We start from the raw sequence: 12,872 nt of genomic DNA, 5'->3' as shown, positions 1-12,872 counted from the left end.
CTGAGATCCTACCCGGGGCCGCATTCCGCTCATCCAGACGAAGGGTTGCGCCGGCGGCTGGACACTTGCTGAACCAGCCTCTCGAATTCGGACGGATCGAGGTACTGGTTCACCAGGCGTCGGACCTCATTGAACATCTTGTCCACTTGTCCGCGGCCCGTCGGTTCAGGGCAGTCGATGCGCTGCTGCAACTGCATGATTTCGCTGGAGAATACCTCGCGCGACTTCAGCCTACGTACTCGATCCAGTAGTTCGGCCGCCTCCTCCCACTTTTCCTCGGCGACCCTCGCGCGGACCTTGGCCAGCAGTACCGTCCGTTGGATGACCAAATCCACGAGTTCGTCCTGAATGCCGCGGAGGGCGGCCTCGGCCTCCAGCCGGGGATCGTCGTCCGGAATCGCGACGGCCGTTTCCGAGACCATGCCGGGCACCAGGGGCAGCTTGGCGAGTAAACGGCTTCCGTGCTTGATCGCCAGCACGAGGGGCGTCCCCTCGGGGTCGGTTATCGACACTCGTCCGTCCCAATCCGTTCGTCCCACCCAGCGAAATGTCGCCTCCTCGGGTTTTTGGGCGAACACATCGTAGTCGGCCAGAGGTTTCTTGCGTTCATCTCGCGACAGAAGTTGCAATACGGTCGCTCCCCCCGGCGGGCGTCGCCCCCAAGCCAGCAGTTCCACCCGGCCGCGGCGTCGAGCCGTGAGGGGATTCCGTACCCCGGAGATCACCTCGCAGGGCAGCCCCGCCCCGTCGTCGCGGTCCCTCGGTAGCAGGATCGTCCAGGGAAGCGTGACGACCGCCCTGGCGTTACCATCTCGATCTTCATACCGGGCCAGCACGTGGTAGACGGGGGTCCGTTCCTCCGCTTCCCGACCTTGCTGCGCGGCGAGGGCGACTCCGCGTTGGTGCAGCCGAACGCCGCCGTCCTCCAAGACCTGCACGGCGGCCAAGGGCACATGACTCTCTAGAATGGCTTGCAGGATCGCTTCAGGAACGGCCGACTCATGGGGGACCGCCGTGCGGATCAACGGCCCCCATTGCTCGGCCCGCACGTCCCATTGCCTCGCCGACACGCAAAGGCCGTCATACGCCGCTCCGAGCCGCATCACGATGATCTTGTCGGCGGTTTTCAGTCGCCGCCATTCCGCCGGCAATTCCTCGGGCGGGAGGGCGGGAAGGTCGGGCAACAACAACCTGCTCGCCTCATCGAAAATCGGCGATACGCGAGGTTCCCAGCTCGCACCCAAACGAAACTCGAGGCGCGATTGCAGATCGGCCGCCAATCGCACCACATCGGCGGTAGTCAGCTCCGGGCAGTCCTCCACGGCCAGGTAGATTTCCACACGGTAGGGCGTCCACTCCCAAAGGGACTGTGCCATCGCCGCGGAACCAAGAGGACGCTCAACGAATCCGCCCGCAAAAGAGCACGCAAGGATCAGGATTCGCTGCAACCACCGGCGGAGGAAGGCGAGCCGTGCGGCCCCCAATCGCGTCGCCGCCCCGTACCTGCCGCCGGCCATCGCTCGGCGATCGGCGGGCTCAGCGGATAAAAACAGTCCGGGCGACCGCCCCCGGGCAATGTCGGGGCTTCGCCTCGGCTGACCCATCGTCTCGTCTCCCGACCTCCGCCGCATGTCACACATTCCCTCATGCCTTGTCGGTGGTGTCTCTCACTGCCCGGGTACGACGCCCCATTTTTCGACGTCTTGATACAAGACCGCGGGCTGCGCGGGAACCTCCTCGATCCCTTTGCGGATCACGAAATAATCCGTTAATTGGTAGAGCGGAAGGACGGCGACATCGTCGTACACGGCACGATGCACCGCCCGCAATCGGGCCGACATCTCGGGCCAGTCGGCGGCCTCCGTAACACGGGCCAAGCTGAGCGTTACATAGGGACTGAGTCGGCCGCCGAACATGGGCAAGGAAAACAATCGAAAGACGTCGCCCGCCGGCTCCCACATGGCCGCTTCGACGTACAGGAAGTCCCAATCCTCGGAAGCGGGCGTGGAATCGCGAGGAGGCGTCTCGATCAGGCGGACTTCCCAACCCAAGAGCCGCCACTGCCGCGCCATTTCCCGGCAGGCCTCGCGCGCAATTTCGTGGGGCGGCAGACGCAAAGTGAGCGTGTTGCCTTCGGGTGGCGGTCGGCCCTGCTTGCGGGCGGCTTCCCGTGCCTGAGCCGCCGCCACTTGCAACAGAGCCAGAGCCGCGGCGGGCTGATACGGCCGAGGCTCCAGAACGTCGTCATAGGCGTACCCCAACGGGTCCGCCCGCCGGGTACCCGCGAGAAACGGCCCGCTGACGACGCGGCACCCCTCCTCGGATCGTCCGTCCAAAAGCATCCGCAGAATCCGCTCGCGATCGGTACCCAGCAGTAGGCCTCGACGGAAATCCCGGTCGGCGGGGAACGGCCGGCCAAGGTTGGGAATCAGCATGTGGACCAGGGGCGCGGCATACCTCCGGATTTCCAGATCCGTCCGTCCTTCGATCAAAGTGCGTTCCCAGGGGTTGATGCGATCGACCGCGTCCAAATCGCCGCGCCGCAGCGCTGCCAAGGCGTCGCGGCCGCGGGCAAAGGCGACTTCGTTGATTTCGGCCGGTCGCCCCGGCGTCCGCTGATCGTAGGCGTCATTCGCCAAAAAAACGGTGACTTCGGACCGCGAGTCCGAGGTCGTTGCCGGATCAAGGACATACGGCCCGATTGCGTCGAGCTTCCCGCCCGGTGCGGCCCTTCCGTCGTCCTCCAGGCGCGCGGAGCCGGGGGCGTCCTCGCCCAATCGCGCGGACGCTGCAACGGTCTGCGGATCCGACATCGCCGCCCAGCGGCTCGCAACGGTATTCCGCAAGAAGACCTCGGGACGGACATGCGGGCGTCGCAATTGCACAATCAACTCGCCCGGCGCCCCCGCGGCCAGTTCTTGCGCAAGACCGGCCCACGGCCAAAAGAAACGGCGATCGGCGGCGTCTCCCATGGCCCAAAAAAGCTCGGCCAAGTCGGAGACGGCGGGGCCGGAAATCATTCCCTGGCGATCCGACGCCGTCACGGTAAAGACCAGCTTCCGCCCCAGGTCTTGGCTTTGCATGGTGTGAAACGGAGTGGCGTAGATACCGCCCTCCGGCCCGATGCCGGACCACTCCGCCCAGCAGCGGGCCGCCAATCGCCCGCTGCGACGGGCCGACCAATCCGTGAGCGAGACCGGATCGAGATCTCGATGAGCGAGCGTTACCCCGACCCTAAGCCGCGGGTAGGCCGTCTGCACGCGACGGAGACAATCCGCCGCGCCGGGCAATTGGGGCCACACGGCCATCATGCGGCGAGCCGAGAGATCGGCCCGTCGAAAGTCGCCCCGCTGCAACGCCGCTTCCGCCTCCGCGAGCAGCGACCCCGCCTCCGCCTGGAATTGCGCGCGGCGCGCCGCGACCACAGGGTGCTCCGGAAATAGGCTCGCCAGACCGTCCACGACTTGGCGAGCGGCTGCATACTCCGAGCGTTCCCAATAACGATCGACCAGGCCGTTCACGGCTTGCCCGACGGCCTCGCTCAATCCCGGGTAGTCCGGCCTCTCCGCGAAGAGATTGCGAAGGTCTCCATAGGCGCGATCGAATTGCTTGCGGCTGATCGACGCCATCGCCTCCTCGAACCAGAATTGTTGCCGCAGGGCGTCCAAGCCTTCGACCTTGGGATAGTTGGCGTGCAAGTACTCGATGTAATCCCAAGCCCCGGAGAAGTCCTTCTGTTCGATCAATCGCCGGGCTTCCTCCACCAAAATCTCCTCGAACAATTGAATGCGAACGATCTGCGGCCAAGCGGCGCGAAAGCGCTCGCCCGGCTGATCGAACAGCTCGACCTCCAAAAATCCGGATCTCGGCAGCGGCGAGGGCTTCTTGCGATCCGGGAAGGGCAGGGGCGAAACCTTGAGAACCGCGTCATTGTTCGCCGCGTTGAGGAAGATCAGGTCATACGGCGGTTGCTCAAACAGCGGAATATCGGATGGCGGGGAATCCCCCGGTGTTGCCTCTTCCGCGCATGCGAACCCGGTGATGACCCCGACGATAACCCCGATCAGGGCCACGGCGGCGAAGCACATCGCGACCCCCAACTCCGCATGGAGCCGGCGATGCGTTTCCCGTGCCGATGGTAAGCCGCTCATCATCACGTTCACGCTCTCGTATTTCGAATCGCAGCGTTGCCGAGGTCGTCACCCTGACGCCGGCTGTGATCGGCCTTCACGGTCGTCAACGCCGGCGCACATCATGGTCCGGCGGCGGCGAATTGATCCAATCGCACACGGACGGCCCGGCCGTCTCGCAGTCCGACCATGGCCCAATTTTGCCAAACGGCGGGACCGGCGATCGGCACACCACCGAGGGTCACCCGCTCGACGATCGCCCCTTGATTATGCTCCAGCAACAGTAGCTCGCCGTGGCTCGAGGCGGTCAGGAAATAATTCCGCCACGCAATCGGAGGCCCCACCCACGGCATTTCTCCCAAGGGTTTGTCATCGACGCGAGCCGGTTGGTCGTCCCAGGCGAGAACGTTCCCTTTTGCGGTACCCAGCCATACGCGTTCACCCACGGTAAACGGCCCCCAGACCGGGCGTTCGTCGAGAGTCTCACTCAGCACTGTTTCGCCGGTTTGCAAGTTCACGACCCTCAGTCGCCGCTCCGTATCTAAGGCAAAAAGATGGGTCGTCAGCACCGCCGCCGGCGGGACGAGCGCGGCCTGGAAGGAGATTTCGTGTTGCGTCTTCCAACCGCCGTCCGCGGCGGAAAGCAGCCAAAGGCGGCCATCCTCGCGCGCTGCCGCCACGCGATGATCCGGCAAAGCGAGTACCATGGTCCAGCGTACCGATTTGCCGGGATTCGCCGGCGTCTGATAGGGATCGCCGGACAATCGGCCGGCCGTCCAATCAAGCCGGGCCAGCGAACCGTTGCGAAACGGAACCACTAATTCCCGACCGAGCGAGGCGATCGGGCCGGCGACTTCCATCGGCAGGGGAATTCGGCGGACTTTGGGGGAGGCTGCATCGGCTTCCCGGATGGTGATCTCTCGATCGCCTTCGGCCGCCGCAGCCTCGATCCCCGGCGCGGGGAGCGGGGTGCGATGGATCGTGCGGTTTCCTCGCGAAACTGCCTCCGCCGCTCCCTCGATCTGCTGCGCGGCCAAGCGGACGGGCATCGACCCGGCAGACCCCGCTTCAACTTCGAGCGGAAGGAGACAGACTGAGCCGCCGACCGTGGCCGTTCGCAGGGCGCCGTTCTCGAGTCTGGGAGGGAGCGACATCGGATCGGCCAGCCGCGTCTCCCAGTAGAACGAGCCGTCCTTGACGGAGACAGCCGCGGCGAAAACGCCTGCCTGCCCCACCCGTCGATAGACATGAAGGACGGCGTCACCGACGAGCCGCGGCGGTTGCAAGGCGGGCATATTTTCGGCGGCCACCCACTGCGGCACGATCCGGCTCGCCGCCGCCTGAAGGTCGAATCGCGTCAGCGCCGTATCCGCAGCCAACAGAATCCCCGACTCCAGAAGCACGTAGCGGGGGACCTCCCAATCCGTCCCCGGGGACTTGGGCGAGGCGGTCTTGCCCTCCGCGATCCGTACCAAGGGCGTTTTCGGATCGCCGCGCAATTCGAACACGATGACGTCCGCATCGGCCGTTTCGAGGAGCAAGCGATTCCCCGCGACTTGCAACGGCCCGGCCAAGCGACCACTCAACGCAAGTTGCTGCACCCGTTCGGCTCCGTCCTCCGCGTCCCACTTCCAAACCGCGATCCGCGAGGCGTCGTTGCTCAAGACTTCGGGAAGCAGGAGGTAGCGATCCATGGTGACGGGCGGCAGGACCAGCGCCCCTCGATCGTGCGCGGTGTAAATCACCCCCGCCGACTTGCCTCCGGACTCGCTGAGCGCGAAGACGTACGAGTGCTCGGCGGCGGCGAACCACAGGGAACCCAAGACGGCGTCGGGCGACCAAGAGTAGGCGGGAGGCAGGCGGACGGCCACGGGAAATCGGATTGCCCGCAGTCCCTGGCCGGTCGCCGCATCGACGACGAACCAGCCCGAATCCGCCCCGCCGACCAGGATCGCGTCGCTGATGAGACGCGGACCCCAAGCAGTCTCGCCGGGCATCTTGATCGCGCGGATTTCCTTGCCCGTCGCCAATTCGACCCAAATCAGCGCCTGGCGGCGGTGATCGAGAAGCACGGCGGCCCGCGCGCCCGACGCTTCGACCTGCGGCAATTCCGTCGGCGGCAGGCCGTTCGGCGTCCCACTTCCTACGTAACGTTGCCACACCAGTCGGCCGGTCGCCGCCTCCAGGCAAAAAACGCATCCTTCGGCTTCGACGAGGAGGAACTGATCTTCGGCGATCGGAGCCCGACCCTCGCGAAGGAGGGCGAAGAAGGCGGTTTCCTCCACCTTTTTTTCCGGCTCGCTTTCCGCCGGCACGGACGGGAGCTCCTCCCGTACGACGCGGTCGCGGAGCGGGCCGCACATCGCCGACATCTCCGCCGCTATTTCCTGATCATCCGCCAACTGGGGAAATTGGCGCACGAGCCGCCTGCGGATTTCGTAGGCCTCGTCGGCCGCGTCGCGAGCTCGCGCCTCGCGGATCTTGTCGAGCGCCGTGCTGCGTTCCTGGTTCAGCGCAATGCGTCTTTGCGCCAATTGCAGCAGGTTCTCGATATCCGCGATCTTCTTGCTGGGCCTATTTTCCCGGGGCACGTATCGCCGAATGGCGGCTAAGACCTGCTCCGCTGCCGTGATTCTCGCCGCATCCGCGCGCTCAAAAGCGGACGCCGCCAGTCCCTCGCCGATCTGTGGGAGGACGGCCGTCAATTCCGCGTCCGCCTCCGGGTGAAAATCCGGCAACACGGCGATCTCTTCCAAGACGCCGCGGGTGGCTTGCCAAACTTCCATCCAGTCGCCGCTCAGGGTTTGCCGTATTTGCGCCAGTCCCAGCCTCACCCGGGTAACCCCGGCTTGCGGATGTTTGGGGAAGTCCTTGAGAAAGCGCTGATACTTATGGATCGCCTGCGTGTACGATCCCGCGCGATAGTCGGCCTCGGCCTCCGCCAACACCTCGTCGCCGCTCCGCCGATTGAGCGAGAAGAGGACGATCACGCCCACGAAGACCAGCAGCAACAAGGCCCCGCCGCCGAGGAGCAACAGAGGCGAATCCCAGACGTTGCGCCGTCGCGGCACGGAGGCAAAGGGGGCGGCGAGGGGCGCGGTCCCCGTCGGCGTCGCTCCGCCGGGAAAGGCCAATTCCTCGAAGAGATTCTCCGGGCCGGCGGGAAGGGCGGCATCCAGCCCGGGCGAGACGCCCCCGGCAGCCGCGGAGGTCCCCTCCGGTGCTGAGCTGGGCGGTTTTGCCGCTGCCGCAGCAGGTTTTTCGCCGGCGGCCGACTCACGGGATTTGGCCTGCCGTCCGGTCTTCTTCCGGGAGGGGGGCCCAAAGAGATCGTCCGGATCCTCCAGCGGGGCCAGTTCCAGGTCTTCGTCCTCGCCCGACTCCGCCCGGTCGTCGTCCGGTTTCTTTTGCGGCGGTTCGACTTTTTTCAAGACGACCGGCTCGGGGCGGTGACGCTGTGTTTTCTCCTCGTACTCCTTTTCCGCCGCCGCCATCAATCGCTGCGCCAGCAACCGCGAGAGATACCCTTGATCCACGAGGATCTTGGCCGCCATCGCCGCGGAGAGGGGCTTGGGCGAGCGCGAGGTCTCGGCGGCCTGCCTGCGCAACTGCTGAATCACCTCAGGCGGCACGAGGTCGCGTTCTTGCAACAATTTGAGCAGTTCTTCAGCGGGAATCATGCAGCGTCATTCCAGGACCAATCGGCACCCTCTCTCCCGCCGTCTGGGACGGCGGCGCGGCTCTGCCGGAACCTTGCAACGTCAAAACTCCGTGTCCTCCACGGTCGCCAAGCGGATGCGCTCCATACCGACGGCATTTCCGGCGTCCAAGGCCCGCACGACGGTCTCGTGCCGACAAGCCGGATCGGCCAGAACCAACATTCCGGAGCGGGTCGCTCGCCCGCCGGCAGCTCCATTCCGAGCCTCTCTCAGCTTCGTAAGCAAATCTTGTTCACTGGGGGCGTCTCGTCCCTCGACCGTCACCACGTTCTCCCGGTCGATCCGGACGATGACGAAATCATTTTCGTTTTCCAGTTCTTCCAGGGTTTGGGATTGGGCGGTCTCGTCAGTCGGATCGGGGGGCGGCACTTCCAGTGACTTTTGAAGACTGAACGCCGCCGTCATCATGAAGAAAATGAGAAGCTGAAATACCACATCCACCATCGGAGTCATGTCCATGACGTCCTCCGGCGCTTCCGTGCGAGGAAAGACCACGACCTCCGAGCCGGCGTCCCTGTCCGGGACTCGCGCTTGAGGTTTGGGCCCGCGGGAGATCGGGCCGGTGCCGCCCACCGCGGATTTTGCCAAATCGCCTCGACAGACCGGACACACCATCCGCCCTTCGGCCGACGTTTCCGGGACCGTGATTTCCTGGCCGCAATGGGAACAACGAATCTTCACCATGTTGTATATTCTTCAGCCCATCCGCCCGCCGCGCCGTGTTCTCCGGATCAATGCCATCCGTTCGGTTTTCGTAACGGCTCCCGCGTCGTAGAAAGTTGATGACCCGTTCATCACTCTCGCTCCAGGACGCCGATGTACAACTTCACACCTTCCAATTGGGCGGCATTCTCCATGATGCGGGCCACCTCGCGATGGCGCAGCGATCTTTCGGCTTTGATCAGCACATTCGACTTCCCGGTTTGTAAGGCTTCGGTAACGGCCTGCCGAATCATTTCTCGCTGCATGTCCGGGTCGTCGGGCAGCGGTTCGCCGACCTTGCCGTCCGCCAGATAAACCGCGGGTGGGGCGGTGGGGCCGCGATCCGCCACGGTAATCACCAGCGAACCTTGCACCCCGACCCCTTTGCCGAACTTGGCCGGCGGCAAGTCCACGGCTTTGGCCGTCTCCACCGTCGCCGAAACGAGAAAGAAGATCAGAAGCAGGAACGTCACGTCGATCATGGGAGTGATGTCGAGATCGACCTCTTCCCGTTTGGGACGACGGAAGGCGATGAGCTCGCCCGCGTCGCCGGGCAAAGCCACGGACACTCGTTGGTCGTTCGCTCTCATGCACGATCCTCCCTCGGATGCCGCGGAGGTCTCCGTCGTTCCTTGCATTCCCCTCGGTGGCCGGCGGCCGGCCGAGCGACGCGTCTCCGTCACGAGACATCCGACCGAAAGACGCGCTCCGCCGAGCCGCCCGGCGGCGGGAGCGGAATATCGCTCCGCACGCCCACGCTCCGCAGAATCTCCAGCAACCGGGTCAGTCCCGAGCCGACCAGATCTTCCAACTGCCGGATGCGCGTGGTTACGGATGCGGTGCAAAGCACCAAGGGAATCGCGATCGCCAATCCGACGGCCGTGGTCACCAGCGCAAGACTGATGTCATCCGCCAATTGAGTGGGATCGACCTTTTCCCCGCCGGACAATTTGGCGAAGGCCCCCATCATCCCCAGGACGGTTCCGAACAACCCCAACATCGGGGCGCTCTTGATCACGGTGTAAATCCAGGACAGACGGTAGTCTAAATCCCCCAGCACATCGCGCTGGAATCGTTCCACCAACATGGTGCGAAGTCGTTGCAGCCCGAGACGTCGGTTGAGTGCGGCCAGTCGGACCAGTTGCGGCAACGCCCGGCCGTCGTTCTCGCACTCCGCGATCACACGATCGAATTCCTGCCGCTGGAGCATCTCTTCGACGCGGCTGAGGAACTCTTCCTGCGCGGCTTCGGAGCGAAATCGCGTCTGGGCGATGCGCCGCAGGACCATCACCACACAGAAGGCTCCCCACACCGCCACCAGGGCCAAGGCTGCGTAGTCCGCGTTTCCCAGGTAATACGTGATGCTTGTCAAATCCAGCTTCATGATTCTGCTCGAAAGATTCCTGCCGGGTTTAGGGTCGCACGATTCCAGGTCTAGCGATAGGTTTGTTCAGCGATAGGTTTGTTCCAGGACGAAAAAGGCATAGCCGTTCCCTTGCGGACGAATGCCGAAGCGCGTGCGAAGGATTTGATCCGCTTTGGCGCCGGCATGGGCCCGCTCCAGCGCCGCGAGCTTCGCCTCCAGGTCCGGGGGAAGGAATTTGAGAATGATGCGCCGCCCGGCGTCCACGCCCGCTTTGGCGAGCAATTGCCGGTCCGCTTCCTGCAATTCCCCTTGTTGCCAGGTCAAGTAGAACCGTTTCTCCGCCTCCGCCGGCCCGTCGCGGACCACAGGCGCGGGAGACGAGAGTTGAGAAACATAACGAACTTGATTTCCCGGCAACAGCACGCCCAACTCGATTTGGAAAAAGTCGAGCTGTCGGGCGTAGGTATCCAGGGTGTTTCCTTTGTCGAACATCAATTCCCATCGCCGGGGCGTGCCGGAACCGCCGGTGCCGCCGCCGCGGACCGGATCGCCTTTGGGGCCGCCCCGCTGCGTGGAGTTCGGGTCCGCGATCAGGGGATTGTCCAAATCCGCCAATTTGGCCGCCACGATGTCGCTCACCGAGGCCAGACTGTCTTGCAGGACGGGGTCCTCCAATTCCTCCTCTTGGCCTGGATTGTCGGTGTCCACTTGGAGATCATCCCCGAGCGGCGCCCCGCCGGTGCCGATGTTTTGGAGTAGGACCGGTACGGCCGCCTGTGTGCCGCGACTCCTCCCCGTCCACCAAATGATGACGAGTGCCAAAACGCACAGGCCGACCACCACCAACAGCGACAGAACCGCTGCCACGGCGCGATCGAAGGCGGAAACGCGAAGCTGGTAGCCCGCGTCTTCCCAAGGACGGACCTGCAATTCCGACGGATTGCTCACCACGTCATCGTACCCTCATTCGGCCGCCCGCATTCGCTCAATTCTTGCGTCTCCCAGCCACCGAACCAAGCGCGTTGAAGTACCTTTCCCTTCGGTAGTGCGAGTATCAGCGGTCGAATTCCGCATCCGGCGCGATAGCCTGGTACCACTGCTTCCACTCGCGGATGCGGAGCTGTCGCTGCGTATCGTTGAAGCCCGAAGCCGGCGGTTCGCCGGGCCGCCTCGCCAGGCGGCGCAAGGCCCGATCGGCAGCGACGGCTACGTCGGGGTCGGGATCGCTCAAGGCGTCGATGAGCACCGGCGCCAAACTCAGGTCCCCGCCGTTCCCCATGGCCGCGATGGCAGCCAATTTCGCCTCGCGAGAATCGCCGCCGGCCAAGCGTCGCAAGGCCTCGGCGTTCTTGGCCACGAACAGGCGCGCCTCGTCGCGAGGCATGGCTTGCAAAGCGTCCAAGGCCGCGGCTGCGCGTTCGGCATCGGGCGACTCCAGCACCGCCGCCAGCTCTTCAACCGAGATCCTCAGCGGCAGCGCCACCACTTGCCCGTTTTTGATGATGGCCGAGTCGGTGTCTTTGGGCAGGCCGCGCCCGCCTACCAGAACCCCCGCCCCGAAATCCCGCACGCGCTCCACGCTTTGCTTGGTGGAACGAACGAGAAACAGAATGCCGAAGGCCGTGTCGCAAACGGGGCCGCACTGATGGCTCCAGCTCCCATCGGCGGCTTGCGTTTTCAACAGATATTCGACTCCCGAATCGTACCAGGGAATGCGTTCTTCCTGGTTCCCTTCCACCAAGCTGCGGAAGGTGAAATAGCGCTCCACGGAATAGATATAGTAGTAGTTGTACATGCCGGAGGGCATTTGGAAGCTGCGTTCGATGTACGCATTGCCTCGTTGGATCGTTCCCCGCAAAGCCGCCGTGGGAATCGCCGATCGGAGCCGTCCTGCCGATCGTTCCTCCTCGATCCTTTGCAGGGCGGGGGGCAAGGCTTCGTCCTCGTCGGAGGAAAGCCGCCGCATGTCGGCCAGCGACGCCAGCACGTACACGCTCGACATGCCGGCAACGGCCATGCCGATCCGCACGCCCGACTGCGGGATCAATTGTCCGGTAGGACTCACCTGCCCCTGATACGCGTAGCCGCCGCCCGGGTCTTGCGTGCGGATCAACCACTCGGCGGCCTTGTTCAAGACTTCGCCCGGTACGGGGATCCCCGCCTGAACGGCTTCCCAGCAACCGAGCACGGCGTACTGCGTCATGGAGGTGTCACCGGTAAGTTCGTGCGGACTGCCGGCAGGATAGCCCCATCCCCCGTGCGGCTTTTGCCGAAATGCCAGATAACCGAGGATGGCCTGAATGTCGCTCCGATACCGGACCGGATCGTAGGAGCAGAGAAAAATCAGCGACAAGCCCGTGCTATAAATATCCCACGTACCGATGGGAAAATCTTGCGGGCGACCGGAGGGAGGAATCCGGCGACGAATCTCGTCGGCGGCGCGCACCAAAAGCGGATGATCGGCGGGGCGGTGGCTCTTGAGGAACGCCAACCCGATCAAGGCCCAGGCTCCCGTCCGCGATTCACCGCTCGCATCCTGGCCCTTCTCCAGGTAGGCCAAGGCCCGCTCTACGGCCTGAACGACCTCGGGCGATTCGGGCGTCCATCGCTCACCGCATGCTCGGCCGCCGATCAAGAGCGCCGACATCGCAACAAGAAGAACGCCGATCGCAATGCGCGCACCCTTGCCGAGGAAGTCGCTTCCCTTGGGCGGATAACGGTCGGATCGTTGCAACCGAACCGCATCCTGCCGCTTCGGATTAGGGCGTTGCCGCCGCGCCATCTTTCCGCTCCGAAGAGAAAAGTCGCCCGTCGAGGGGCACCGCGCGGTCCGCTCCGTCGAAAGGACCGCTCCCATGCGCGAACTATGTGCCTGCACGCCGTTCCTGCACGCCTACGCGGCTCCCGTCATTGTAGCGGCAGACACACCCGCCCGCCACACGCAAGCAAATCTTG

General features: G+C 64.4%; 8 protein-coding genes. All 8 read right to left on the bottom strand.

What is annotated here, in order from left to right; all coding sequences use genetic code 11:
* Positions 1-29: 29 nt before the first annotated feature.
* Complete coding sequence (locus ACZ5B4_RS08730; protein WP_464910841.1) at positions 30-1,604, bottom strand: hypothetical protein; 1,575 nt, start codon at positions 1,602-1,604, stop codon at positions 30-32.
* Positions 1,605-1,667: 63 nt separating this feature from the next.
* Positions 1,668-4,154: an ABC transporter substrate-binding protein gene (locus ACZ5B4_RS08725; protein WP_464914008.1), complete on the bottom strand. Its 2,487-nt coding sequence runs from the start codon at positions 4,152-4,154 to the stop codon at positions 1,668-1,670.
* A 98-nt stretch (positions 4,155-4,252) separates the two neighbouring features.
* On the bottom strand, positions 4,253-7,810 hold the full coding sequence (locus ACZ5B4_RS08720; RefSeq protein ID WP_464910840.1) for a PQQ-binding-like beta-propeller repeat protein: 3,558 nt from the start codon (positions 7,808-7,810) through the stop codon (positions 4,253-4,255).
* Positions 7,811-7,891: 81 nt separating this feature from the next.
* Positions 7,892-8,533 carry an ExbD/TolR family protein gene (locus ACZ5B4_RS08715; RefSeq protein WP_464910839.1) on the bottom strand — a complete coding sequence of 214 codons (642 nt, stop codon included), beginning with the start codon at positions 8,531-8,533 and terminating at the stop codon, positions 7,892-7,894.
* Positions 8,534-8,643: 110 nt separating this feature from the next.
* The gene (locus ACZ5B4_RS08710) at positions 8,644-9,141 is read right to left on the bottom strand and encodes an ExbD/TolR family protein (protein WP_464910838.1); all 498 of its coding nucleotides are present in this window, start codon (positions 9,139-9,141) and stop codon (positions 8,644-8,646) included.
* A gap of 89 nt (positions 9,142-9,230) precedes the next feature.
* Entirely contained in the window at positions 9,231-9,935 is a 705-nt protein-coding gene (locus ACZ5B4_RS08705; protein WP_464910837.1) for a MotA/TolQ/ExbB proton channel family protein, read from the bottom strand.
* Positions 9,936-10,001: 66 nt separating this feature from the next.
* Positions 10,002-10,865, bottom strand: a complete 864-nt coding sequence (locus ACZ5B4_RS08700; RefSeq protein WP_464910836.1) for a hypothetical protein — start codon at positions 10,863-10,865, stop codon at positions 10,002-10,004.
* 106 nt (positions 10,866-10,971) lie between these two features.
* Entirely contained in the window at positions 10,972-12,651 is a 1,680-nt protein-coding gene (locus ACZ5B4_RS08695; RefSeq protein WP_464910835.1) for a hypothetical protein, read from the bottom strand.
* Between the last annotated feature and the right edge of the window lie 221 nt (positions 12,652-12,872).

It is taken from the genome of Thermogutta hypogea (assembly GCF_055386265.1).
The sequence above is the reverse complement of the archived record's forward strand: the minus strand, read 5'-3'. Positions and strand labels throughout refer to the sequence as shown.

Bases quoted from the DNA above. Each gene is read 5' to 3' on its own strand.
- ACZ5B4_RS08720 (WP_464910840.1), bottom strand. From the start codon at position 7,810: ATGATTCCCGCTGAAGAACTGCTCAAATTGTTGCAAGAACGCGACCTC.
- ACZ5B4_RS08715 (WP_464910839.1), bottom strand. From the start codon at position 8,533: ATGGTGAAGATTCGTTGTTCCCATTGCGGCCAGGAAATCACGGTCCCG.
- ACZ5B4_RS08730 (WP_464910841.1), bottom strand. From the start codon at position 1,604: ATGGGTCAGCCGAGGCGAAGCCCCGACATTGCCCGGGGGCGGTCGCCC.
- ACZ5B4_RS08705 (WP_464910837.1), bottom strand. From the start codon at position 9,935: ATGAAGCTGGATTTGACAAGCATCACGTATTACCTGGGAAACGCGGAC.
- ACZ5B4_RS08725 (WP_464914008.1), bottom strand. From the start codon at position 4,154: ATGATGAGCGGCTTACCATCGGCACGGGAAACGCATCGCCGGCTCCAT.
- ACZ5B4_RS08710 (WP_464910838.1), bottom strand. From the start codon at position 9,141: ATGAGAGCGAACGACCAACGAGTGTCCGTGGCTTTGCCCGGCGACGCG.